We start from the raw sequence: 25166 nt of genomic DNA, 5'->3' as shown, positions 1-25166 counted from the left end.
GTTCTGGCCTGGAGCCCGCTGAGCACTTAGAGGTCTAGCCAGAAGTGGAGTTCGTCTCGGTCGTCGTTCGGGCCGACGCGGATCGCGCCGGGGATCCGACCGACCTCTCGATAGCCGCACCGCTTGTAGAACCGCTCGGCCCCGGTGCCGCTGCGCGTCATGAGCGTCAGCGCCTCGAGTCCCAGAGCCTCCTTGGCATAGGCCGCCGCCGCCGCCATCAACGAGGTGCCGAGTCCGAGCCCCTGCCACTCCGGATCGACCTGCACCCGGTACACGGTTCGCCAGTGGCGACGCAGAAGACTCTCACTTTCGGCGAGCAGCAACCACGCTACAACGCGCTCGCCCGTTAGCGGCCCTGAGAGGCCCGTAGACAGACGATTGTCCGAATCGGTACCGGGGACTACAGGGATGTCATTCTGGGCGCTCTCCGTGGAAGGGAAGCCTGCCCCGTTTCGGACTGATTCGCGATTTTTTTCACGATCCGGTGCGACGAGACAGATCAACACGTCGGAGCCCTGCCGGACGCGGTCGAACGAACGATCCGCAGTCGGTCGGATGTCGTCGCCCGTCACCGGTGGCACGAATCCGACCGAGCCGCCTTCGTTGGTGACACGGACCCACATGTCGACGAGGTGCGCACGGAGCTCCTCGGTCAACGGTGGGTTCACCACCACCCTCGGCTCGGTTCCAGTATCCGGCTGACCTTCTTCGTGGTGCACGATCTCTCCAGGCTTGGTTCTCTAACGTGGTGCTTGATCGGGCGTCGTGCCGTTCGATCCAACGACGACGCGGTCCGCTCGCCACGCCCAGTCTTGGGCGGGACTCGCCAGTTCCTGCCTTCCGCGCGCCCGGCCGCCGCCCGGGGGTATCCGGTCGCCACGCTGACGCTGCGGATGCCCGTGCTGTTCTGGAACGGTCGGGGCTTCGCTGCCCCAAAACGTGGACGCCCGGCGACCCATCGGGTGGGTGCCCGGCCGTGCCCGCGCTCAGCGATTCCGGACGGACCTATCGTCGTCGTCGGAGGCAATCCGAACGACTGCGGTCACCGGGCAGGCGGAGCGCCAACGGACACCGTCTCTCGATCCACGCCGCAGCCCGCTCGTCGGGCATCTCCGCTCACCTCTCTGCCGGTCGCCCACCGGCAACCTGGAGCCGGCGGGCGGTCCGCTCGGCGCGACTCCGCTCGGATCAGATAACCAGGTCCATATCCGGGCTCACGCCGCCGGGGTGGGTTCTTCGGGCCCGTCGGGCCTCAGCGTCGGCTCACCGACGTCGTCGGGCAGCGTGCAGCAAACGCACACCGAGCCGACGGACGCGGGGGAGAGGCACACCCATGCGCCTGATCCTGCCCCACGCCCCCTCCCAAGGCCCACCGAATTTTCGCCCCGCCGATCCCGCCAGACCCCTGCCCCGCAGCTCCCATCTCACTCCCGCCGCCCCACCCCGCGCTACCCAGGCCCACGCGCTCGCCGCCCTCGTGGCACCACCGCCCTCGTGGCGCCCCCGCCCTCGCGCCACCCCAGCCCGCGCGCCGCCCCACCCGCGCGCGCCACCTCCCGCGCGCCACCCCAGCCCGCGCGCACCATCCGCCCTCGTGGCGCCCCCGCCCTCGCGTCACGCAACCCCTCACGTGCCGCCCAGCCTCCGCTGCTGCCCCGGCGCGGCTCTCCGCTCCGCCGCACGCCACCCGCGGCTTCCCTGTGCCCGCCCTCGCGCTCCACGCCCACTCCGGGACTCCGCGGCCCACGCACACCACCCAACCCCTCGCGCCGCCCGTGGCTCTCGCGGCCATAGCGGCCCGCCCCCAGCCAATGCGCTACTGCGGTCTGCGCCGAACACGGCGGAGGCCGCTGGCGGCGGCTGCGCGTCGCCGAGTTCGGCAACCGGCCGAGCTTCTTCGGTCCGCAGCCTCTGACCCGCCAACCGCCGCGTCCTATCGGAGAGGTCACCGGCGTACGGCGCTCGATCCTGACCGGTAGCCCAGGATCCATCGCGATGGGATGGCTCGCCGCGTCGTTGATGAACCTGACGACTCGCCGGGCTCCGCCTGGGCCACGCCCACGCCTCACTCTGGGCGGCCTCCGCCGCTCCGCCCGATAGCGCTGAACATTTTGTGCCCCTGGAGGGGCACAAAATGTTCAGCGCCTCGGCCGCCGCTGTTAATCGGCGAGCCAGGCAACCGTCTATGCGCGGTTCCGCCGAGGGAGCAGCGGCGCCTCGCTACGCGTCCGGCTGATGACGGTGACCGACCCGCGCGTCAGGACTGGTCGTCGACCTGGCCGGTGACTCCCATCGCGTCAGCGATGCGCTCCAGGTCGTCGATCGTCGCGAACTCGATCGTGATGCGCCCCTTGCGCTTCCCCAGGTCCACCTTCACCCGGGTGTCGAACCGGTCGGACAGCCGCCCGGCCAAGTCCTCCAGACCGGGAGACCGCATCCGGGTACGCCGTGCCGGCGCCTCGCGCGTCGGCGGCTCCGGGTCGCCGCCGAGCGCGACGATCTCCTCGGTGGCCCGCACGGAGAGCCCTTCGGCGACGATTCGTGTTGCCAGCCGCTCCTGTGCGTCGCTGTCGTCCAGCGAGAGCAGCGCCCGGGCATGACCCGCGCTGAGCACGCCGGCGGCGACGCGGCGCTGCACTGCCGACGGGAGATTCAGCAGCCGGATCGTGTTGGAAATCTGCGGACGGCTCCGTCCGATGCGCTTGCTGAGCTCCTCCTGGGTGACGCCGAACTCGGCGAGCAACTGCTGGTAAGCCGCCGCCTCTTCGAGCGGGTTCAGGTCGGAGCGATGGATGTTCTCGAGCAGCGCGTCCCGGAGGAGATTGTCGTCGCTGGTGTCGCGGATGATCGCGGGGATCGTCTCGCGGCCGATCGCTTTCGAGGCGCGCCAGCGACGCTCCCCCATGATCAGCTCGTAGCTGCCGGCACCCTTCTCCCGCACCACGACCGGCTGGAGAACACCGACCTCGCGGATGGAGGTCTTGAGCTCCTCCATCGCGTCTTCGTCGAACTCTCCCTTACGGGGCTGCTTGGGGTTGGGCGTGATCGCGTCGACCGGCACTTCACGGAACTGGGCACCGGGGACCGGCGCCAGGTCCGACTGGCCGCCGCCATTGGTCGACGCGCCCGTGGCGAACGGCGTCCGCTGGACGACGACCGGAGCGCCGCCGTCCTCTTCACCCGGCAGCGGTGCCGCCGGAATCAGCGCACCGAGGCCCCGCCCCAGTCCGCGTCGATTCTTCACTGGTGTCCTCCCCTAGCGCCGCGCTCCGCGATCTCCCGAGCAGCCTGAAGATAACTCGTGGATCCGCGCGAACCAGGATCGTAAGTGATCACCGATTGCCCGAACCCGGGCGCCTCCGAGACACGGACGCTCCGGGGGATGACCGCCTCCAGCACGGTCTCGCCGAAGTGTCCCCGCACCTCTGCGGCGACTTGATCGGCGAGCTTGGTGCGACCGTCGTACATCGTCAACAGGATCGTGGTGATCTGGACGTCGTTGTTGAGGTGCGCCTTGACGAGTTCGACGTTCCGGAGGAGCTGCCCCAGCCCTTCCAGCGCGTAGTACTCGCACTGGATCGGGATGAGTACCTCTCGTGCCGCGACGAGCGCGTTGACGGTCAGCAGACCGAGAGACGGCGGGCAGTCGATGAAGATGTAGTCGATGTCGGCCGGGAAGGCGTCGATCGCCCGGCGGAGACGGTTCTCGCGGGCGACCACCGAGACCAGCTCGATCTCCGCGCCGGCGAGGTCGATCGTCGCCGGCACGCAGTAGAGGTTCGGCACGCCCTCGACGGCCACGGTCGCGTCCGCGAGCGGGATGCCGTCGACGAGGACGTCGTAGGTGCTCGGGACTCCGGCCCGGTGGTCGACGTTCAGTCCCGTGGACGCGTTGCCCTGGGGGTCGAGGTCGATCACCATGACCCGGTTTCCGTGAAGGGCGAGCGCCACGGCGATGTTGACCGTCGTCGTGGTCTTGCCGACGCCACCCTTCTGGTTCGCGACGCACATGACGCGACGGGTGGCGGGGCGAGGCAGCGTGTTGTGGCCGGGGTTCAACACCTGGACGGCGCGACGAGCCTCGATCGCTATCGGCAGGTCGTCGTCCTCTGTTTCACGTGAAACATCGCCGGGGAGGACCCGGGGATCCATCGTCAGCGGATCCGTTTCACGTGAAACCTCGTACGGATCGGGAGCCGTTTCACGTGGAACGGCGGTGGCGTCGTCCAGCACGGCACGGATACGTCGCTGGCTCTCGTCCGCTTCGTTGGTGAGCGCGTGCGGGGCGGACTGAGCGGGGTCGCTCACGTCGATCTCCTGGACCTGTTCAGTACCGGACTCGGGGGAAGCTGACCCCAAGGGTTCAGCGGTGTCCGCCGACGCTGCAGTCGCTGCGCCGCGCTCGAAGGGAGGGACCTCGGCGAGGATTGCGCCGGCACTTCCCGACGGTACCGCCCCGACGTCACTAACCTCTGCCCGACCGACAACTCTGTGGATGAGATCGCGCAAGGAGTCACTGATTCCTTCGCTCAACTCGCCGACGCGGCGCTCGCTGGGGGTTGTTCCGAGCAGATCGTCGAGCGTCGGCGATACGACGATCTCCAGTCGTCCGTCCTCGACGCTCAGCCCCTCGTCCGGTCCGACCGCCCGGAGCCGGGGACGCGCCTCCTCGCCGGAACCAGCCGCAGTAGTAGGCCCAGCCACGTCACTGCCATCCCCAGCCCCAGTACATTCCCGAGCCTCACCACCGACACCGGCGAAGTCGTCGGGTTGCTCGGCATCCAACCCGCCGCCCGGGCCACGCCCATCCCTTGCGCCCCCCGGGAACCCACCCTCGCTGGGACGCACGACAGAGCCGCCGTCGCCACCCGCCTGTTCGCCCGCGACCGCCACACCGCTCCCGCCGACCGGGCGCTCGCCCAAGCCGGCCCGAACCGACGAACCGTGCCCAGCGACGCGGGCACCGTCGCCGATCGAAAGCTCATCCGAGTCGACCCCGACCGCGACCTCGTCCACCGACTCACCAGCGCCGGGCGCCCCGCCTCCGGACTCTCCGCCTCCGGACTCCCCGCCCCCGGACTCGCCGCCCCCGGACTCGCCGCCACGGGACTCGCCGCCACCGGACTCGCCGCCCCCGGCCGGGCGCTCGCGCCAGTCACCGCCGACTGCCGAGCGCCGGCCCGCCGCGATCGCCGGCTCGCTGCCCCAATCGCCGCCACCGGCCGGGCGCTCGCGCGAGTCACCGCCGACTGCCGAGCGCCGGCCCGCCGCGACCGCCGGCTCGCTGCCCCAATCGCCGCCACCGGCCAGGCGCTCGCGCGAGTCACCGCCGACTGCCGAGCGCTGGCGCGCCGCCGCCGCCACCTCGCCCCCGGACTCGCCGCCTGGATCACCGTCGGCCGTCGGACTCGGGTGCGTGGACGTCTCGGCAGGCTCGACCCCCGGATCACCCCCGAAGCCCTCATCACCTTCGTGGCCCGCACTCAACGAGACTCCGCCGCTCTCCGCAAGAGTGCCGCCAGCGACGGGCCCGCCCGCCCCCGCGGCGTCCGGAGGAACCGAAACCGCGCGGATCAGCCGCAGCGGTGAGGCCGAACTCCCCGGCCGTCTCGGACGCCGGGACAGCTCGGTCGGGCGCGGCGCGTGGCGTCGACCACGACGCCGGACGAGGCCGCGCGCCCCACCATCGTCACCGCCTTCGTCGAAGCTTCCGTCGAAGCTTCCGTCGAGCGATAGCCAGCCGAGGTTTTCGTCGAGCGAGGGCCAGCCGAGGTCCGAGCTCCCGCATCCCGGAAGGTGGACCACCGCCGATCCGGCCGGTTTCGAGTCCGGCCATCCCACGGCAGTGGGCTTCCGAGATGCGTCGTCGGTCATGGGCCGTGTTGTCCTCTCCGTCGCCGGCGGCTCGGAGCAGCCGAACCCGGCCGCCGCCGCGACGAATCCCGACGGCTCGCGGCCGCCGGGCCAGGGCCCACCGAGCCACCACGGAGAATCTCGACCACGGTCGTCGGGGGGTCGACGACACCGCCTCCGCACTCGACGATACGAGGGGAGACGCCCCCAACCCGTGCTACCGCGGCGGCGTGTTCGGTGATCTCCTCGGCCGCCGACGACCCCTTCAGCGCGAGCATCTTCCCGGAAGGCTCACACAGCGGCAGGCACCACCCCGCGAGGCGGTCCAGCGGCGCGACCGCCCGCGCGGTCACGATGGCCGCGGAGACCTGACCCACGACCTCCTCCGCCCGCCCACGGCGCACGGTCACCGACGACAGTTCCAGCGCGGAGACCGCCTCGTTCAAGAACGCGACCCGGCGGGCGAGCGGCTCCAGAAGCGTCACCCGCAGATCCGGTCGCGCGATCGCCAGAACGAGGCCGGGCAACCCAGCGCCGCTCCCGACGTCGACCACCGTGGCGTCCGCCGGAAAGAGCTCAGCCACGACGGCGCAGTTGAGGAGGTGACGATCCCACAGCCGCGGGGCCTCCCGCGGACCGATCAACCCGCGCTCGACGCCCGCCGTCGCCAGCAGGGAGGCGTAGTCGATCGCCAGCGGTAGCCGCTCGCCGAACACCTGGGCCGCAACAGCAGCGAGCCCCGCCGGCGGACCGGCGGGGCTCGCAGGAAGTGTGCTGCTCATGCGCTCTGCAAGTGGACGACCACCCGACGCTCCGGCTCTTCACCCTCGGACTCGCTCCGGACGTCGTCGATCGCGCTGATCGCGTCGTGCACGACCTTGCGCTCGAACGGGTTCATCGGGCTGAGCTTCACCGGCTCACCCAGCGACCGCGCCTGCTCGACCGCGTTCTTGGCGATCGCGACGAGCTCCTGACGACGCTTGGCGCGGTAACCGCCGACGTCCAGCATCAGCCGACTACGCACGCCGGTCTGCTGGACGACCGCCAGACGAGTCAGCTCCTGCAGCGCGTCGAGCGTCGAGCCGCGCGGGCCGATCAGCGCGTCGAGCTCATCACCGATCACCGCGACGACCGCCCGGTCGCCCTCGACGTCCATGTCGATGTCCCCGTCGAAGTCGAGGATGTCGAGCAGCCGCTCGATGTAGTCACCGGCGATGTCGCCCTCGCGAACCAACAGGTCTGTGCCCGTCTCGTCCGCGGTCTCGGGACGCGTCTCCGTCATCAATACTCCCTGGCTTGCGGCGCCACCGCGACGGGGCACCGATGATCCGTGGAGGACCGGCTAACGCCGGCCGCCCTTGCGCTTGCGGTTCCGGTTGTCCTGCGGACGTCGTCCGCCGCCGCTACCGCGGGGTGGAGTCGGTCGACGCGCGGGCGCCGGTTTCTCGGAGTTGTCGTCGGCCGAGGCATCGGACTTCGACTTATCGGCCGCTGCACGGTCGGCCCGAGCCTGAGCGGTGTCGAACTTGACCGAGCCGCCGGTGGACTGCCGCGCGGTCGCGGAGCGGCCGCCCTTCTTCGGGTTGACCGGCTTGACGCCTGGCTTCGGCGCCATCGCGGCGGCCTTCTCCGGGTCGACCTTCGGGTCACCGGGCTTCGGGATCGGCATCTTGCTGAGCACCCAGAACTGCTGACCCATCGAGAAGAAGTTCTGCGTCACCCAGTAGATGACAACACCGATCGGGAAGATCGCACCCGAGATGAGCAGCGAGGCAGGGATGCCGTAGAGCATCAGCTTCTGCACCATCGCTTGCGTCGGGTCAGCCGCCGCACCGTTGCGCGCGATCATCTGGCGCTGCGTGATGTAGGTCGTCGCGACCATCGTGATGATCAAGATCCCGGAGACCAGCGTGACCGACAGCCGGCTCGCGTCGAGCTGCTCCAGCTGCTCGGTGGTGTTCCGGAACGCGGCCGCGATCGGGGCACCGAAGATCGTCGCTTCGGAGGCGCTGTGGAACTGCTCCTCGGTCCACCCGTACTCGGTGGTCATCGCCTTGAACGCGGATTCCGACGCCGGGTTGATCAGCCGCAGCACGTGGAACAGACCGAGGAAGACCGGGATCTGCAGGAAGATCGGGAGGCAGCCCATCAGCGGGTTGGCCTTCTCCCGCCGGTACAGCTCCATCATTTCCTGCTGGAGCTTCTGCTGGTCGTTCTTGTACTTGTCGCGCAGTTCCTTCATCTGCGGCTGGAGCGCCTGCATGGCTCGCTGCGACTTGATCTGCTTGACGAAGACCGGGAACAGCACGACCCGGACGGTCAGCACGAGGAAGACGATCGAGAGCACCCAGGCGAGGCCGGACGGCAGGTTGAGGAGGCCGCCCCACAGGTCGTGCCAGCGCAGCAGGATCCACGAGATTCCCGTGTAGATCCAGTTCAGATTCACCGAGTAGCTCCAGACAGACGGCGGTTGCGAGCACGACGGAGGCGGGTCACCCACCGGGAGCGGGGCCGCGCCGAGGGGACCGGGTCGTACCCGCCGGGGTGGAACGGGTGGCAGCGCATTACGCGCCAGCCTGCCAGCAGGATCCCCGCCACCGGGCCGTGAGTCCGCAGCGCCTCGAGCGCGTAGGCGCTACAGCTGGGGTGGAAACGACAGCGCGGAGGCAATGCCGGGCTGATCCACCGGCGATAGAACTGGATCGGCGCGATCAGTACCGCGAGCAACAGCCGAGACATCCGGCCTGCCGGCCGTTCGGTCGGCTCGGTGAGCTCGGTCGCAGCGGAGCCAGGGGCCGTCTCGTCGGAGACGTCCCCGGGTCGGTGCGGTGCCATGCTCATCGTCGGGCCTTCAAGATGCGTCGGAACGCGCCGTCCAGGTCGCGGGCCAGGGTCTCGGAGGACTGACCGGCCGCGGCCGGAAGCGCACGGACCACCACCGCACTACCAGCCGGTAGCTGCGGTAGCCGGTCACGGACGAGGTGGCGCAGCTGCCGAGCGACGCGGTGCCGCACGACGGCGTTGCCGACCGCCTTGGAGACGACGAAACCGGCCCGGACGGACTCCTCCGTCGGGCCGGTGTCGTTCGCCGGGCTACCGGTGCGCGTCGGGTCGGCCGAAGCCGACGGACCCAACGCCACGTGGACGACGAGCGTGCTGCGACCCGCGCGATTGCCCGAGCGAAGCACCCTGGTGAAGTCCTCGCGCCGCCGCAGCCGCGCGTGCGCCGGCAGCACGCCGCGCTCCTGCCGGATCAGGCGGAGAGGCGCGCGCGCCCCTTGAGGCGCCGGGCGGCGATGATGGCCCGCCCCGCACGCGTGCGCATGCGCAGCCGGAAGCCGTGGGTCTTCGCGCGGCGGCGGTTGTTCGGCTGGTAGGTGCGCTTGCTCACGTCGAGGTCTCCGATGCGTACTATCAGGTCGAACTGCGGTCGGCTCGGCTAAGCCGGTGACCGACGTAGCGCCGCTCACCGAGTCCGTCCTACAGGTACGGACATAGCCATAGATGCTTCCAGCGTACGTGAGCCATCACAGGCCCAGCAAATGCGGTCGGCTCCATCCACAGCCAGTGACCGGCACCCCTCGCAGCGTTCTGCCGCGCACGGCCTCTTCCGTCCCGTATTCAACCTGGCACATCAGGCATGCGCGCAGGCCACGGCCTTGCACGGGACAACGGGCCACCTCAGCCTGTGGACAACGCCTTGTTGGGTGCTCAGAGACGCTGTTAGCCTGCCCGTTTGCCGGTCCTGGTTGATCTCGTCGGAGTCCCCGTCAGAGCAGTCGGGGGCGTTCGGCCTGGTAGGCCCACTGAAGGGCAGCCGCCCGACACGCCGTCGGAGCCGGGGGCACAAAATGTCCGGTTCAGGCCTGGGCCCGCGCACTATACACAGGGTGTGGAAACCGGTGTGGACAGTGCACCGGGCGATCGGGAGCGACGCTATCTACCAGGGGGAACGGTGACCGACGAGAGCGTCAATCTCGAAGGCATCTGGTCTGCGGCCACGGAAAGCCTGGCCGACCAGGACCTCAGCCCCCAGCAGCGCGCGTGGTTGCGGTTGACCCGCCCGCTGGCGTTGGTGGAGGACACCGCGCTGCTCGCCGCGCCCAACCAGTTCGCGAAGGACGCGTTCGAGAGCCGCCTACGCGGCGTCATCACCGACGCGATCTCCCGGCAGCTGGGCCGGACGGTCAACGTCGCGGTCACCGTCCGGGTCCCGGTCGAACAGCAGACGATGGAGCTCCACGTCATCGAGCTCCCTCCGGTCGACACCTGGCGGCCGGACTCTTACCCGCCCGGACGTTACGAGCCACCGCGGACGGGCGCCGGGCCGGCACCGGGTCAGGACGCGCCGCCGTTCGACCGCGAGGCCGACGAGGACTACCGCCGCGACTACCGTCCGGCCTCCGAGCGTCCCGAGTACCCGGCCCAGTCGGGCGCCGGCTATCGGCCGGAAGCGTTCCGCCCGTACGGCGAGAGCGCGCCGCCCCCGCAGCAGCCCGCCTACGGCGCCGCCCCGGAGCGGTACCGCCCGGAGGACGAGCGAGAGCCGGACGCCGGTCCCGGAGAGCCGCTCGACGCGTCGAGCGCGGCCGAGCGGGCTCGCGGTCGCCACGCCGCCGAGTCGGAGGCCGGTACCGCCGCACCGGAGGCGGCCGCCCCGAACCTGGGGGCCGGTACGCCGCCCGCCTCCGGCGCCGCGAGCGTCGTCGGCACCGCGGGTGTGCCCGGCTACCCGCCGGCCTATCCGGAGCAGCAGCCCGCCTACCGCGCTCCGGGCCCGTACGGCGCCGCGCGCCCCGGCGGCTACGAGCCGTACGACGGCACCGCCTACCCGCCGGCCTTCGACAACCGCGGCCGCCATCACCCCCCGGCCTTCGGCCAGGAGCCGTCGGTCCCCGGCGAACCGGCCAACCGCGGCATCCGACGCAGTGAGCCGCCGCGGCCCACCGAGCCGGCCCGGCTGAACCCGAAGTACACGTTCGAGACGTTCGTCATCGGCTCCTCGAACCGGTTCGCACACGCCGCAGCCGTCGCAGTGGCCGAGGCGCCGGCGAAGGCTTACAACCCGCTCTTCGTCTATGGCGGCTCCGGGCTGGGCAAGACGCACCTTCTGCATGCGATCGGCCACTACGCCCAGTCGCTGGGCAACGCACGCGCCGTGCGGTACGTGTCCACCGAAGAGTTCACGAACGACTTCATCAACTCGCTGCGGGACGACAAGACCCAGGCGTTCCAGCGCCGCTACCGCGACGTCGACATCCTCCTCGTCGACGACATCCAGTTCCTGGAGAGCCGCGAGCGGACGCAGGAGGAGTTCTTCCACACGTTCAACACGCTCCACAACGCGAACAAGCAGATCGTGATCAGCTCCGACCGCTCACCCAAGCAGCTGTCGACGCTGGAGGAACGCTTGCGGACCCGGTTCGAGTGGGGCCTGCTGACCGACATCCAGCCGCCGGACCTGGAGACGCGGATCGCGATCCTGCGCAAGAAGGCGGCGCAGGAGCGGCTGGCGGCCCCGCCGGAGGTGCTGGAGTTCATCGCCAGCAAGATCCAGTCGAACATCCGCGAGCTCGAGGGCGCGCTGATCCGGGTCACCGCGTTCGCCAGCCTCAACCGGCAGCCGGTGGACCTGGGCCTGGCCGAGGTGGTGCTGAAAGACCTGATCCCCGAGGGCGGCGGCCCGGAGATCACCGCGGCCACGATCATGGCGGCCACCGCCGAGTACTTCAGCGTCTCCATGGACGATCTGTGCGGGTCGTCGCGGTCCCGGGTCCTGGTCAACGCTCGACAGGTCGCGATGTACCTGTGCCGGGAGCTGACCGACCTCTCGCTGCCCCGGATCGGACAGGCATTCGGCGGCCGCGACCACACGACGGTCATGCACGCCGACCGCAAGATCCGCCAGATGATGGCCGAGCGCCGGTCGCTCTACAACCAGATCGCGGAGCTGACCAACCGGATCAAGCAGCGCGCCCAGCAGTAGCGCTCTCAGCGCCTTCCAGGGCCCGCCGTGCAACCGCACGGCGGGCCCTCGTCGTCGCGGCGGCCGGCCACGTTCAGGAGTCGGTCATTCGGCGCACTCATGCCGTTCACGCCGTTAATCCGGCCCGTTCGCCATCGGATCTTCCACAGCCCTGTTGGGCATTCCGGTCCACATGGTGTGGACACCGGTCATCAACAGGTGGGTATGAGTGACGTCGCTGGATAGAGCGCTAATCTCATCCTCCATCCACCGCACTGCCCCCAGGCCTGTCCACCGTTTCAGCAGCGCTCGTGCACAGGCTGGGGATAACCCTGTGGAAAGGCCGCGCGAATGTGGGAAACCTGTGCGGTCAGATGTGGGTCCGTTGTGGGTAACTGGGGACAACCGCGCGGCTTCCACAAGAGGGCGCTCGTCGTCCCCAATCTCCCCACTGTCTTTCCACACCCCCACTCACGTCGCACGCTGCGAAAACGTTCGATTCCCACAGTTCCCACAGCACCTACTACGACGATGAAACAGTTATCTAGAGAGATCTCAAGTGCTCTTAGGTGCTGGGGACTGTGGGGAAAACGCTCCGGAAGCCGAGTTGGCGCACGCTTCGAACGACCGCATCGAAGAAGACGGAGATCGGACGCGCCTCGGCCGCCCGGCGCACCGTTTCGTCGCACCCACGGGGTACGGTCGGCTCCCCAGCACGACGAAGGACGGCATCACATCGACGGTGCTGCCACCATCGACGTCGGATGCACGCAGCAGGGCCACCGCATTGATGGAGGCAAGGAATGAAGTTCCGGGTCGAGCGCGAGTCGCTTGCCGACGCCGTCGCGTGGACGGCCAAGAGCCTGCCGGCGCGGCCACCGGTGCCGGTGCTGGCAGGTGTCCTGCTGGAAACCGACAACGACCGGTTGACCGTCTCGGGCTTCGACTACGAGGTCTCCAGCCAGATGGGCGTCGACGTGCAGACCGATACGCCCGGCCGGGTGCTGGTCTCCGGGCGTCTGCTCGCCGAGATCACCAGGGCACTCCCGAACCACCCCGTCGAGCTCGAGGCTGACGAGGCGCGCGCCGAGATCGTCTGCGGCACCGCTCGCTTCACGCTGCCGACGATGCCGGTGGAGGACTACCCCACCCTGCCGGAGATGCCCACCGTCGCCGGTGCGGTCGACGCCGACGAGTTCGCCACCTCGGTCGCCCAGGTCGTCGTCGCGGCGGGCAAGGACGACACGCTCCCGGTCCTGACCGGCGTCCGGCTGGAACTGGAGGGCGACCGGCTGACGCTGCTGGCCACCGACCGGTACCGGCTGGCCGTCCGCGAGCTGACGTGGCGCCCCGGTGCACCGGACGTCAGTCAGCACGCGCTCGTGCCCGCCCGCACGCTGTCCGACACCGCCCGCGCGATGTCGTCGGGCACCGAGGTCACGCTCGCATTGAGCCAGGGCACCACCGGCGAGGGGCTGATCGGGTTCTCCGGTGCCGGGCGGCGAACCACCACGCGCCTGCTCGACGGTCAGTTCCCACCGGTGCGCTCGCTCTTCCCCGACAGCCACGCGATCCAGGCGAAGGTGCCGACCGCGACGATGATCGAGGTCGTCAAGCGCGTATCGCTGGTGGCCGAGCGCAACACCCCGGTCCGGCTGGCGTTCACCTCGGGCATGCTCACGGTCGAAGCCGGCGGCACCGAGGACGCCCGCGCGTCCGAGTCCACCGACGCGGTGTTCGACGGCGAGGACATCGAGATCGCGTTCAACCCCCAGTTCCTGCTCGACGGCCTGAACGCGCTCGGAACCGAGGTCGCGGTGCTCTCCTGCACCACGCCGCTCAAGCCGGCGGTGCTCACCGGCGAGGAGGCCGACGCCGAGTCCAAGCCGGTGAACGAGAGTGCTTACCGCTACCTGCTGATGCCCGTTCGGGTGTCCCAGTAGCCGGAGCTTTGTGGCGGGTTCCCCGGCCTGTCGCCAGATAGCCGGGGACCGGTTGACATCCGCGTGCGTGGCACGGGGAAGAATCGATCATGAAGCGTCCGGTGTGTGGAGACGGCCGAGCCGGGGCACGGCTGTCAGACCGGACGCATGCGGCACCTCGGCGGGCCACGACAGGGCGTTTCGTGGCACCACCGACCCAGCCGGCACCGCCACGCGAAGGCTGCGCCATCAGAAACGCAGGGGAGACCAGCATGGAGATCGGCCTCATCGGGCTCGGCAAAATGGGCGGCAACATGCGCGAGCGCCTGCGCCGCGCCGGCCACACCGTGATCGGGTACGACCGCAACCATGAGATCGCCGACGTCGGCAGCCTCGGCGAGCTCGTGGACGCGTTCACGACGTCGCCGAAGGTCGTCTGGGTGATGGTGCCCGCGGGTGACCCGACCCGCGACACCGTCAAGGAGCTGGGTGGCCTGCTCTCCGCGGGCGACGTCGTCGTCGACGGCGGCAACTCCCGCTTCACCGACGACAAGATCAACGCGGACCACCTCGCCGAGAAGGGCATCGGCTACGTCGACGCCGGCGTCTCCGGCGGCATCTGGGGTCTGAAGAACGGTTACGCGCTCATGGTCGGCGGCTCCGCGGAGAACGTCGCGAAGGTTCAGCCGTTCTTCGACGCGCTCAAGCCGGAGGGCGACTACGGCTACGTGCACGCCGGCCCGGTCGGCGCAGGCCACTTCGCGAAGATGGTCCACAACGGCATCGAGTACGGAATGATGCAGGCCTACGCCGAGGGCTACGAGCTGCTGATGGCCGCCGACGTCGTCGAGGACGTCCCGGGTGTGCTGAAGAGCTGGCAGGAAGGCACCGTCGTCCGTTCCTGGCTGCTCGACCTGCTCGTGAACGCGCTCGAGGAAGACCCGAACCTCGACGAGATCAAGGGGTACGTCAACGACTCCGGCGAGGGGCGGTGGACCATCGAGGAGGCGATCAACCACGCCGTGCCGGTGCCGGTGCTCGCCGCGTCGCTGTTCGCCCGGTTCAGCTCGCGGCAGGAAGACTCGCCGGCGATGAAGGCCGTCGCCGCGTTGCGCAACCAGTTCGGTGGCCACGCGACCACCAAGGCGGGCCAGGCTGCGACCGCGGCCCACCTCGGCGGGCCGGGCGACACGATCGACTCCTGACTCCCCGGCAATTCCAGCTTAAGAAGGGGAAATGAACACGGATCGGGCCGGGACCCCTCACCGGCAGGGTGGCACGTACGTCCGCCACCTGTCCCTGGTCGACTACCGCAGCTATCCCGCGGTGTCGGTCGACCTGGAACCCGGCCCGAACGTGTTCGTCGGACCCAACGGTCAGGGCAAGACCAACCTGGTCGAGGCGATCGGCTACATCGCGACGCTCGGCAGCCACCGGGTGGCGACCGACGCGCCGCTGGTGCGGGCAGGTGCCGCGCGGGCGGTGATCCGCGCGGCCGTCGTCCGCGACTCCCGCGAGCTGCTGGTCGAGCTGGAGATCGTGCCGGGCAAGGCGAACCGGGCCCGGCTCAACCGCTCGCCGGTCGCCCGCCCGCGTGACGTCCTCGGCGCGCTGCGGACCGTGCTGTTCGCCCCGGAGGACCTGGCGCTGGTGCGTGGCGACCCGGCGGAGCGGCGTCGCTTCGTCGATGACCTGCTGGTGGCGCGCTCGCCGCGCTACGCCGCCGTCCGAACCGACTACGACCGGGTCCTCAAGCAGCGCAACGCGCTCCTCCGCACCGCGGCGTCCGCACGCCGGGCCTCGAAGGGCGGCGGGGACCTCCGGACGCTGGAGGTATGGGACGGTCACCTGGCCGCGCACGGCGCCGAGCTACTGGCCGGCCGGCTCGAGGTGCTCGCAGCGCTCGAACCGTACGTGGCGAAGGCCTACGACGCGGTCAGCGCGGGCCGCGGCCGCACCCGCCTGGCCTATCGATCGTCCACTCATGGCGACGCGGCCACCGACACGCCGGAGCCGGTCGCCGACCGCCCCGAGTTCAACGTCGACGTCGCCGAACTGACCCGGAGCATCCTGGCCGCGCTCGCCGCGTCCCGGAGCCAGGAGATCGAACGCGGCATCACGCTGATCGGGCCGCACCGCGACGACGTCGTGCTCTGGCTCGGCGACCTGCCCGCCAAGGGGTACGCCAGCCACGGCGAAGGCTGGTCCTACGCGCTGGCGCTCCGGCTGGGCAGCTACGACCTGCTGAGCGCGGACGGCGGCGAGCCCGTCCTCATCCTCGACGACGTCTTCGCCGAGCTGGACACCCAACGCCGGGAGCGGCTGGCCGGTCTGGTGGGGGATGCTTCTCAGGTGCTGGTGACCGCGGCTGTCGCCGCGGACGTTCCGCCGGCGCTGCAGGGTGCACGTTTTGATGTCGCGGCGGGGGAGGTCACTCGTGTCTGACGAAGCAGCGGACGCTAAGCCGGCGGACGCCGCATCGGGCGGCGCGTCCGGCACCGGGAAGAAGCCGGTCGCCGGCGCACAGCTCGCCCGCGCCGCGCTGGACGCCGCTCGCGCGGCGGGCCGCACGTACACCACCCGCCCGGGCGGTCCGGCTCGTCGACCCGGTGACGGCCAGAGCCCGAAGCGGCGGCGCTGGAGCGGTGCCGGCCCCGATCCGCGCGATCCGCAGCCGCTGGGCAGCCTGGTGCGTCGGATGGTCACCGAGCGCGGATGGGACCGGGCCAACGCCGAGGCCAGGGTGCTCGGTGACTGGGAGAAGCTCGTCGGCCCCGAGATCGCCGCGAAGTCACGCCCGGTCGGGCTGCGGGACGGCGAGCTGACGCTGCAGGCGGAGTCCACCGCGTGGGCGACGCAGCTGCGGCTGCTCTCCGGCAAGCTGCTCGGCCTGCTCTCCGCCGAAATCGGGCCCGACGTCGTCAAGAAGATCCGGGTGCACGGCCCGGCCGCGCCCAGCTGGAAGCGGGGTCCGCTCTCGATCCGCGGACGCGGACCGCGGGACACCTACGGCTGACGGCGCGTTCGGCGCTGGGCTTCGGCGGACGGCCGGAATCGGTCCGGCTCCTCCCCGTACTCCTCGAGCGTGTGGGCGACCCACCCGGCGCACCGCGCGATCGCGAGGATGGCCAGCCCCGCGTCGGCGGGCATGCCGGCGGTGAACGTCAGTGCGGCCACGCCGAAGTCGATCGTCGGGGCGAGTGGGCGACCGCGCCGGCCGGTCGCGAGGAACTGCTCCACGGCTTCCCACCGACCGCGGTGCGGCGGCTCGGCGGCCAAGACGTCGATGAGCGTCCGGCCGCGGGGGTCGCCGTCCGGGTAGAGCGGGTGGCCGAACCCCGGCAGCTGGTTGGCCTGGTCGAGTAGCCGCGCGACCACGGTGACCGCTCCGTCGCGTTCCGCCTCGGCCAGCGTCCGGTGCACCAGCGGCGCCGTTCCGCTCTCGACCGGGCCGTCGAGCGTGTAGAGCGCGCCCCCGATCGCCGCGTACGGGTGCGCACGGGCCGACGCCGCGACGCGGGCCGCCACCGTCGATGCGGTCACCGTGTGGTCGGCGAGCAGCCCGAGTGCGGTGTTCAGGGAGGCTACGGTGGTCGGCTCGGCGGGGAGTGCGGTCAGCGCGCTCCACAGGCGGTGTGCCACCGATCCGGGCGTCGCGTCGGTGTCGTTCTGACGGGGCAGGCCGTCGACCAGGGCGCCGATCAACGTGGCTGCGGTGATCATCACGGCTTCGGGGCGGAGATCCGCTCGCAGCGGGTCGACCGCGCTGACCGCGGCGACGATCGCCCGGATCCGGTCCAGCAGGCGGGTGCCGTGCGGCAGCGCGCCCGCGGCCGCACGAGCAGCGTCGACGAACTCCGCCGGACCGGTGAACGAGAGCGGCGGCTGCCCCTCGGACCAGAGCCAGCCGGCGACCGCCTCGAACGAGTCGGTGCGCGCCATCTCGCAGGCGTCCCGTCCGCGGTACCAAAGCCGCTGGTCGCGGACCTCGCTGATCGCGCTGCGGATCGAGACGCCGCCGCCGGCGGCGGCCACCGGCGTTCGCGGTTGCTGCGCCATCTGGTCGAGCTCGGCCGGGTCGAAGAAGCTCGTCCGACCGTCGGCACCCCGGACGCGGGCCAACAACCCGCGGCTGACGTAGGCGTACAGGGTTGCCGGTTTCACGCCGAGCCTGCGGGCGGCTTCCGCGGTGGACAGCAAGGAGACCTCGTCGGTCATCCCTCACCTCCCCGCTCGCCCACCCTGCCCACATTGATCAATGTATCGATGCGGTGTCTCCGCGGGATGGCGGTATCCACAGGTGTCTTGTGGATATGTGGATCAATATCGATCGACCCAGGTTGCAGGCGTGTGCGGGAGCAGCGGCCGGCCGGGAATCAGGCGAGCGTGCGGGCGATTTCGACGCCGAGCCGGTGACCGGACAGCCAGGCAGTCTCGATCCGCGGTGACCCCCAAGCGTCGCCGCACAGGCCGATCCGGGCGTCACCGAAGTGGTACGACGTCGCGCGCGGCCCCAGCGGTCGCGCCTCGCGCCACGGTTCGACGTACGTCCAGCTCGGCGGCTCGTCGATCGCGAGAATGCCGCAGACGGCGTCGATCACGGTCTCGGCGGCCTGATCGGGGTCGTCGAGGTGAGCCGTGGCGAACTCCGCAGTGGTGTGGGCGACCAGGACGGGCGCGGAGTCGCCGCGGCGGCGGCCGTCGTCGGCGATCCACTCCACGACCGGGTCGTCGTGCACGAAGACCCCGTCGACGTCCCACCGTCGGTCGGGCCAGCCTGCGGCCACCGCGAGCACCGGTGACCAGCGGGAATCCGCGGTGGCCTCGCGCTCGGCGGCGCAGGCAGGGTCGAGCAGGCGGTGTGCCTGCGGGTCCGGCATCGCGAGCACGACGGCGTCGGCGGGCCATCCGTTGACGCGTGGGCCGGGGCGGACATCGGTGACCGGGTCGCCGAGCGACACCAGCAGCCCGGCCGCGAGGTCCTCGATGAGCGAGCGCAGGCCTCCGGGAGTGCCGTAGCGGACCGGACCGTCCTCGCCGCGGTCGAGGCCCTCCGGGGTGTGAACGGCGAACGAGCTGGTCCACGGGTGGGCGAGGCCGCGGTGGACCCAATCCTCGGCGACCGCACGGAAGGCGTCGTCGCGGCAGGTGAAGTACGACGCGCCGAGGTCCACCGGGCGGCCGCTCAGGTGCCGGGTCGCCATCCGTCCACCCATCACGTTCGACCGCTCGCGGACCACTACCCGGTGACCGGCGCCGACGATCGCCCTCGCACACGCGAGCCCTGCGATCCCCGCACCGATGATCTGCACGTCAGCCGCCATGCGTCCATCGTCACAGCCCGCCCGCGCCGACCTCCCCGGGCCTGGTGCATGGTCAACCCCGTTCCATGACGATCTATGTTGATCAACATCGATCAGACTGCAGCCCAGAGGTGCCTCGGGGAGTTATCCACAGGCCGCCTGTGGAAATGTGGATCAAGCGAAATCGACATTGATCGACAGCGATCGCTATGCATCATTCATCTCATCGAGCACACCGTTCCCGATCGCTTCACCGTCCAACTCGGTCGGTCGCGAGCCCGCTAAAGTCATCCGGCATGGCGACTTCGGCAGCCGAGAAACGACGGCTTCTCGAGCGACTGAGCCAGGTCGACCGGCAAGCGGCGAGCCTCACCCTGCTGCGACAGCAGATTCACGAGGCCGTCTCGCAGGTCGACTCGGCGATCGCCGGCACGGCGACCGGCTACGACCGAAAGGTCCTCGATCAGCTCCAGCGGAACCTCGACGAGCTGGACCGATCGATCGAACTGATGCGCAGCGCGGTCATCGAGGGCCGCAACTTCGCTGCGCGGGTGCCTGAGTGATCGCGACGACCCCAGTTATTCACGCGGGGCCGGTGGGAGAATGACCACGGAGAGCGCGCGAACCGGCACCGAAGGTTCCTGGAGGCGGCCCGATGTCATCTGAGTTGGAGCGGATCGCCGGACGGCTCCGCTTCCTCTCCGACCAGGCCCAGCAGCACCGGCGCCCCGTGGTGGAGGCGTCGCAGAAGCTCCGGGACGCTGCGAGCGCGGTGGCCACGCTCCGGTTCGACCAGCCCGAGGGGCCGCCGATCACCGCGCCACCGAGCCTGGCGGCGCACCTCGTCCAGGCCGCTGACCGCGCGCGGGAAGCCGTGGTGCCGTTGACCCAGACCGCCGAACTGCTCCGCACATTCGCCGCGCGCCTCGCGGCCGGTGGAGCGGCGAGTGGCGCGGCCGGTGGAGCAGCGAGTGGCGCGGCCGGCGGGGCGCCGGGTGGAGCGGCGTCGCCCGGTGGCCAGCCGACGGGCACCGGCCCGTCGGCTCCGGCCGACCCCGGCGCACCCGGAGGTGGCTATCCACAGCCCGATTCCGCACCGGCCCGCCCCCGCCCGGCCGGTGCCGACCGTCGGTTACCCGGCCTGACGACGTCGAGCGGAGCCCGTCCGGGTGAGGCCTCACGGTACGGTCGCTATCCGACTACCACAGCGACCAGGTTCGCGCCGGGAAACCGGTCGTACGAAGTCGGCAGCCAGCCCCAGTAGGTACCCACGTGGACGGGGGGCCAAAAGCGTCAGCTTGCCCACAGGGTGCGCCGCTGCGACTTCCTGTCGGACGTGACGGCTAGACTGGATCTCGTACCCGCGCGTGTCAGGCTTCGCCGCGCCGCGCTCCTCCGGTGCTCACACCGGTCGGCGCGTCGTGGCGATGGGATTCCTGTTGCGCCAGACGCCGCCGGACCCGCCGGTGGAGAGAGCAGCCGAGGCCACTCAGTGTCAGAAAAGAAGAAGTCCGGCTACAACGCCAGCTCCATCACTGTTCTCGAAGGCCTCGAAGCAGTCCGCAAGCGTCCCGGTATGTACATCGGTTCCACCGGTGAGCGCGGCCTCCACCACATGGTCTGGGAGGTCGTGGACAACGCGGTCGACGAGGCGCTCGCCGGCTACTGCGACACGGTCGAGGTCACGCTGCTCGACGACGGCGGAGTCCGCGTCGTCGACAACGGCCGTGGCATCCCGGTCGGCCTGCACCCGGTCGAGAAGCGTCCGGCCGTCGAGGTCGTCCTCACCGTGCTCCACGCCGGTGGCAAATTCGACGGCAAGTCCTACGCGGTCTCGGGTGGTCTGCACGGCGTCGGCGTCTCGGTCGTCAACGCGCTCTCGCACAAGCTCGAGGTCGAGATCAAGACCGACGGCTACGTCTGGTACCAGCCGTACGAGAACACGCAGCCGGCCGCCAAGCTGGAGAAGCGCGGTGCGACCAGCGAGCACGGCACCGCGATCACGTTCTGGGCCGACCCGACGATCTTCGAGACCACGACCTACAACCTCGAGACGATCCGGCGCCGTATGCAGGAGATGGCGTTCCTCAACCGGGGCCTGACGCTGATCCTGCGCGACGAGCGCGGCGAGGACGAGGAGCGCGGTGAGAAGCCACGCGAGTACACGTACCAGTACAAGGGCGGTATCGCCGACTACGTACGGTTCCTCAACGAGAAGAACACCCCGATCCACAAGAGCGTGATCGAGTTCGCCGGTGAGAGCCAGGGCCTCGCCGTCGAGGTCGCGATGCAGTGGAACGAGAGCTACCGCGAGTCGATCCACTCGTTCGCGAACACGATCAACACCCACGAGGGCGGCACCCACGACGAGGGCTTCCGCACCTCGCTGACGAGCATCGTCAACCGGTACGCCAAGGACAAGAAGCTCCTCCGCGGCAACGACGACAACCTCACCGGCGACGACATCCGTGAGGGTCTGGCCGCGATCATCAGCGTCAAGATCGCCGACCCGCAGTTCGAGGGCCAGACGAAGACCAAGCTCGGCAACACCGAGGTGAAGTCGTTCGTCCAGAAGATCTGCAACGAGTGGCTCAACGACTGGTTCGAGCGCAACCCCAGCGAGGCCAGGGCGATCATCCAGAAGGCCTCGGCCGCGTCCCGGGCGCGCATCGCCGCGCAGCAGGCCCGCAAGCTCGCCCGCCGGAAGAGCGCGCTGGACTCCAACGCGATGCCCGGCAAGCTGTCCGACTGCCAGTCGTCCGACCCGCGTGAGTGCGAGCTCTACATCGTCGAGGGTGACTCGGCAGGCGGCTCGGCCAAGCAGGGGCGCGACCCGAAGTTCCAGGCGATCCTGCCGATCCGCGGCAAGATCCTGAACGTCGAGAAGGCCCGGATCGACCGGGTGCTGAAGAACAACGAGGTCCAGTCGCTGATCACCGCGCTGGGCACCGGCATCCACGACGAGTTCGACATCGAGAAGCTCCGCTATCACAAGATCGTGCTGATGGCCGACGCCGACGTCGACGGTCAGCACATCCGGACGCTGCTCCTGACGCTGCTGTTCCGCTTCATGAAGCCGCTGGTCGAGCTCGGCCACGTGTACCTCGCCCAGCCGCCGCTGTACAAGGTGAAGTGGAACAAGAAGGGCGACGACGCCCAGTACGCGTTCTCCGACCGCGAGCGCGACGGTCTGATCCGGCTCCGGCAGGAGAAGAACCCCAAGGCCAAGCCGGACGACATCCAGCGGTTCAAGGGTCTCGGCGAGATGAACTACCCCGAGCTGTGGGAGACCACGATGAACCCGGCGACCCGGACGTTGCTCCAGGTCACGCTCGACGACGCCGCGGTGGCCGACGAGCTGTTCAGCGTCCTGATGGGCGAGGACGTCGAGGCGCGCCGAACGTTCATCCAGCAGAACGCTAAGGATGTCCGTTTCTTGGACATCTAATTCGATCTGATGTTTGTCGTGTGGAAACGCTGGTAAGGGGCTGCAAATGCGCCGTACTGCGCAAGGCCAGGGCCGGAAGTTGTCCACACTGTTCACAGCCTCATCCACATCGTAAAACGGCATATCGGAAAAATCTCCCCGCCGCGGGAGCGATATCCACACCGGAAGGCAGTTCGTGACCGAGACGACGACCCCGCCACCCTCCGGCGACCGCGTCGAGCCCGTCGGGCTCGAGGTGGAGATGCAGCGCAGCTACCTCGACTACGCGATGAGCGTCATCGTCGGGCGCGCGCTACCGGATGTGCGGGACGGCCTCAAGCCTGTGCACCGCAAGGTCCTGTACGGCATGTACGACGGCGGTTACCGGCCGGAACGCGGATACGTGAAGTGTTCCCGCGTCGTCGGTGACGTGATGGGGCAGTACCACCCGCACGGTGACACCTCGATCTACGACACGCTGGTCCGGATGGCGCAGCCCTGGTCGCTGCGCCACCCGCTGATCGACGGCAACGGCAACTTCGGCTCGCCGGGCAACGACCCGGCCGCCGCGATGCGCTACACCGAGTGCCGGCTCGACCCGTTGGCCATGGAGATGGTCCGGGACATCGACGAAGACACCGTCGACATGGTCCCGAACTACGACGGCCGGGCGACCGAGCCGGCGATCCTCCCGTCCCGGTTCCCGAACCTGCTGGTCAACGGCTCGGCCGGCATCGCGGTCGGGATGGCGACCAACATCCCGCCGCACAACCTCCGCGAGGTCGCGGCCGGCGTCCAGTGGTGTCTGGACAACCCGGATGCGCCCGAGGAAGAGACCATCGTCGCGATGGCGGCCCGGATCAAGGGCCCGGACTTCCCGACCGGTGCGTTGATCGTCGGCGCCGAGGGCATCGCGGACGCCTACCGCACCGGCCGCGGTCTGGTCCGGATGCGGTCGGTCGTCGAGGTGGAGGAAGACCGCCGCGGCCGCCAGATGCTCGTCGTCACCGAGCTGCCGTACCAGGTCAACCCCGACAACCTGGCCGAGCGCATCGCCGAGCTGGTCAAGGAGGGCAAGCTCGCGGGCATCGCCGACATCCGCGACGAGTCCTCCGGCCGTACCGGCCAGCGCCTGGTTCTGGTCCTCAAGCGGGACGCGGTCGCCAAGGTCGTGCTGAACAACCTTTACAAGCACACCCAGCTGCAGGACTCGTTCGGCGTCAACATGCTGGCGATCGTCGACGGCGTCCCGCGGACGCTGAACATCGCCCAGATGGTGCGGTACTACGTCGCCCACCAGGTCGAGGTCATCGTCCGGCGCACCCGCTACCGCCTCCGCAAGAAGGAGGAGCGGGCCCACATCCTGCGTGGTTACCTCAAGGCGCTGGACGCGCTCGACGAGGTCATCGCGCTGATCCGCGCGTCGGAGACCGTCGACGTCGCGCGCACCGGCCTGATGCAGCTCCTGGAGATCGACGAGCTGCAGGCCACCGCGATCCTGGACATGCAGCTGCGTCGGCTGGCCGCTCTCGAGCGGCAGAAGATCATCGACGAGTACAACCAGTTGATGGAGGACATCGCCGAGCTCGAGGCGATCCTCGCCAGCGACGAGCGCCAGCGCCAGATCATCGGCGAGGAGCTGCAGGCGATCGTCGACAAGTACGGCGACGACCGGCGGACGACGATCCTGCCGTACGACGGCGACGTCTCGATGGAAGACCTGATCGCCGAGGAGCCGGTGGTCGTCACGATCACTCGCACCGGCTACGCCAAGCGCACGAAGGTCGACCTCTACCGGTCGCAGCGGCGTGGCGGCAAGGGCGTCCAGGGCGCGGCGCTCAAGCAGGACGACATCGTCGCCCACTTCTTCGTCTGCTCGACCCACGACTGGATCCTGTTCTTCACGAACAAGGGCCGGGTCTACCGCGTCAAGGCGTACGAACTGCCGGAGGCGAGCCGAACCGCCCGCGGCCAGCACGTGGCGAACCTGCTCGCGTTCCAGCCGGACGAGCACATCGCCGAGGTCATCGAGATCCGCACCTACGAGGACGCGCCGCACCTGGTGCTGGCCACTCGGAACGGGCTGGTGAAGAAGACCCGGCTCACCGAGTTCGACTCGAACCGGCAGGGCGGCGTCATCGCGATCAACCTGCGCGACGGCGACGAGCTGGTGGGCGCGGAGCTGATCAACGAGAACGACAACCTGCTGCTGGTCAGCAAGCAGGCTCAGGCGATCTGCTTCAAGGCGGACGACGAGTCGCTGCGCCCGATGGGCCGGGCGACCTCGGGTGTTATCGGTATGCGGTTCACCGGCGAGGACGAACTGCTCTCGATGCACGTGGCTCGCGAGGGTATGGATGTCCTTGTCGCGACCGAGGGCGGTTTCGCCAAGCGGACACCAATTGAGGAGTATCCGGTCCAAGGTCGTGGTGGTAAGGGGGTTGTGACTGCCAGGATCGTGTCGAAGCGCGGACGGCTCATCGCGGCCCTTGCGGTAACCACCGATGATGAGCTCTTCGCCATCACGTCCAACGGCGGTGTGATCCGGACGCCGGTGCGGCAGGTTCGTCGCACTCGTGACCGGAACACGATGGGGGTCAAGCTCATGGAACTCCCGGCCGGGGTGACACTGGTGGCGATCGCGCGCAACGAGGACGAACCTGACGGACAGGACGGCTGATGACTGACTCCGAGAG

Annotated in this window: 20 protein-coding genes; 9 read left to right on the top strand and 11 right to left on the bottom strand. The window is 69.7% G+C overall.

Going from position 1 to position 25166, the window contains the following annotated elements; all coding sequences use genetic code 11:
* Positions 1-26 precede the first annotated feature (26 nt).
* The 9 genes from BUB75_RS36920 to rpmH all read right to left on the bottom strand — a co-directional run bounded on the left by BUB75_RS36920 (position 27) and on the right by rpmH (position 9244).
* Entirely contained in the window at positions 27-719 is a 693-nt protein-coding gene (locus BUB75_RS36920; RefSeq protein ID WP_143175652.1) for a GNAT family N-acetyltransferase, read from the bottom strand.
* Positions 720-2257: 1538 nt separating this feature from the next.
* Positions 2258-3244, bottom strand: a complete 987-nt coding sequence (locus BUB75_RS36915) for a ParB/RepB/Spo0J family partition protein (protein ID WP_073264153.1) — start codon at positions 3242-3244, stop codon at positions 2258-2260.
* On the bottom strand, positions 3241-4242 hold the full coding sequence (locus tag BUB75_RS48945; RefSeq protein ID WP_425430918.1) for a ParA family protein: 1002 nt from the start codon (positions 4240-4242) through the stop codon (positions 3241-3243). Before BUB75_RS48945 ends, BUB75_RS36915 begins: the two co-directional genes overlap by 4 nt.
* A gap of 1628 nt (positions 4243-5870) precedes the next feature.
* On the bottom strand, positions 5871-6635 hold the full coding sequence (rsmG, locus tag BUB75_RS36900; RefSeq protein WP_073264149.1) for a 16S rRNA (guanine(527)-N(7))-methyltransferase RsmG: 765 nt from the start codon (positions 6633-6635) through the stop codon (positions 5871-5873).
* Complete coding sequence (locus BUB75_RS36895; RefSeq protein WP_084742166.1) at positions 6632-7135, bottom strand: Jag family protein; 504 nt, start codon at positions 7133-7135, stop codon at positions 6632-6634. Before BUB75_RS36895 ends, rsmG begins: the two co-directional genes overlap by 4 nt.
* 60 nt (positions 7136-7195) lie before the next feature.
* Positions 7196-8299 (bottom strand): membrane protein insertase YidC, encoded by a 1104-nt coding sequence (gene yidC, locus BUB75_RS36890; RefSeq protein ID WP_073264147.1) that lies wholly within the window; start codon positions 8297-8299, stop codon positions 7196-7198.
* A complete protein-coding gene (yidD, locus tag BUB75_RS36885; protein WP_073264282.1) occupies positions 8296-8592 on the bottom strand; it encodes a membrane protein insertion efficiency factor YidD in 297 nt (98 codons plus the stop codon). Before yidD ends, yidC begins: the two co-directional genes overlap by 4 nt.
* Positions 8593-8690: 98 nt before the next feature.
* A complete protein-coding gene (rnpA, locus tag BUB75_RS36880; RefSeq protein ID WP_073264145.1) occupies positions 8691-9089 on the bottom strand; it encodes a ribonuclease P protein component in 399 nt (132 codons plus the stop codon).
* A 17-nt stretch (positions 9090-9106) separates the two neighbouring features.
* Complete coding sequence (rpmH, locus tag BUB75_RS36875; RefSeq protein ID WP_035859730.1) at positions 9107-9244, bottom strand: 50S ribosomal protein L34; 138 nt, start codon at positions 9242-9244, stop codon at positions 9107-9109.
* 501 nt (positions 9245-9745) lie between these two features.
* Here rpmH and dnaA point away from each other — a divergent pair.
* The 5 genes from dnaA (at position 9746) to BUB75_RS36850 (ending at position 16756) form a co-directional block, all read left to right on the top strand.
* Positions 9746-11839, top strand: coding sequence for a chromosomal replication initiator protein DnaA (dnaA, locus tag BUB75_RS36870; RefSeq protein WP_425430916.1), 2094 nt, complete (start codon positions 9746-9748; stop codon positions 11837-11839).
* A 782-nt stretch (positions 11840-12621) separates the two neighbouring features.
* Positions 12622-13761, top strand: a complete 1140-nt coding sequence (gene dnaN / locus BUB75_RS36865; protein ID WP_073264141.1) for a DNA polymerase III subunit beta — start codon at positions 12622-12624, stop codon at positions 13759-13761.
* A 251-nt stretch (positions 13762-14012) separates the two neighbouring features.
* A complete protein-coding gene (gnd, locus tag BUB75_RS36860; protein ID WP_073264139.1) occupies positions 14013-14945 on the top strand; it encodes a phosphogluconate dehydrogenase (NAD(+)-dependent, decarboxylating) in 933 nt (310 codons plus the stop codon).
* 31 nt (positions 14946-14976) lie between these two features.
* On the top strand, positions 14977-16185 hold the full coding sequence (gene recF / locus BUB75_RS36855) for a DNA replication/repair protein RecF (protein WP_073264137.1): 1209 nt from the start codon (positions 14977-14979) through the stop codon (positions 16183-16185).
* Positions 16178-16756 carry a DciA family protein gene (locus tag BUB75_RS36850; RefSeq protein WP_073264135.1) on the top strand — a complete coding sequence of 193 codons (579 nt, stop codon included), beginning with the start codon at positions 16178-16180 and terminating at the stop codon, positions 16754-16756. Before recF ends, BUB75_RS36850 begins: the two co-directional genes overlap by 8 nt.
* Here BUB75_RS36850 and BUB75_RS36845 read toward each other — a convergent pair.
* Together BUB75_RS36845 and BUB75_RS36840 are read right to left on the bottom strand one after the other, a co-directional pair.
* A complete protein-coding gene (locus tag BUB75_RS36845) occupies positions 16747-17958 on the bottom strand; it encodes a citrate synthase (protein WP_073264133.1) in 1212 nt (403 codons plus the stop codon). The two genes, BUB75_RS36850 and BUB75_RS36845, sit on opposite strands and share 10 nt — an antisense overlap.
* A 158-nt stretch (positions 17959-18116) precedes the next feature.
* Positions 18117-19064, bottom strand: coding sequence for an NAD(P)/FAD-dependent oxidoreductase (locus BUB75_RS36840; RefSeq protein WP_073264131.1), 948 nt, complete (start codon positions 19062-19064; stop codon positions 18117-18119).
* Between the two features lie 275 nt (positions 19065-19339).
* Here BUB75_RS36840 and BUB75_RS36835 point away from each other — a divergent pair, with 275 nt between their 5' ends.
* The 4 genes from BUB75_RS36835 (at position 19340) to gyrA (ending at position 25150) form a co-directional block, all read left to right on the top strand.
* Positions 19340-19606: a hypothetical protein gene (locus BUB75_RS36835; RefSeq protein ID WP_073264129.1), complete on the top strand. Its 267-nt coding sequence runs from the start codon at positions 19340-19342 to the stop codon at positions 19604-19606.
* A 92-nt stretch (positions 19607-19698) separates the two neighbouring features.
* On the top strand, positions 19699-20307 hold the full coding sequence (locus tag BUB75_RS46750; RefSeq protein ID WP_178380080.1) for a hypothetical protein: 609 nt from the start codon (positions 19699-19701) through the stop codon (positions 20305-20307).
* A 228-nt stretch (positions 20308-20535) separates the two neighbouring features.
* The gene (gene gyrB, locus BUB75_RS36825) at positions 20536-22491 is read left to right on the top strand and encodes a DNA topoisomerase (ATP-hydrolyzing) subunit B (protein WP_073264125.1); all 1956 of its coding nucleotides are present in this window, start codon (positions 20536-20538) and stop codon (positions 22489-22491) included.
* Between the two features lie 175 nt (positions 22492-22666).
* On the top strand, positions 22667-25150 hold the full coding sequence (gene gyrA / locus BUB75_RS36820) for a DNA gyrase subunit A (protein ID WP_073264123.1): 2484 nt from the start codon (positions 22667-22669) through the stop codon (positions 25148-25150).
* Positions 25151-25166 lie beyond the last annotated feature (16 nt).

This window comes from Cryptosporangium aurantiacum (assembly GCF_900143005.1).
GTDB lineage: Bacteria > Actinomycetota > Actinomycetes > Mycobacteriales > Cryptosporangiaceae > Cryptosporangium > Cryptosporangium aurantiacum.
The sequence above is the reverse complement of the archived record's forward strand: the minus strand, read 5'-3'. Positions and strand labels throughout refer to the sequence as shown.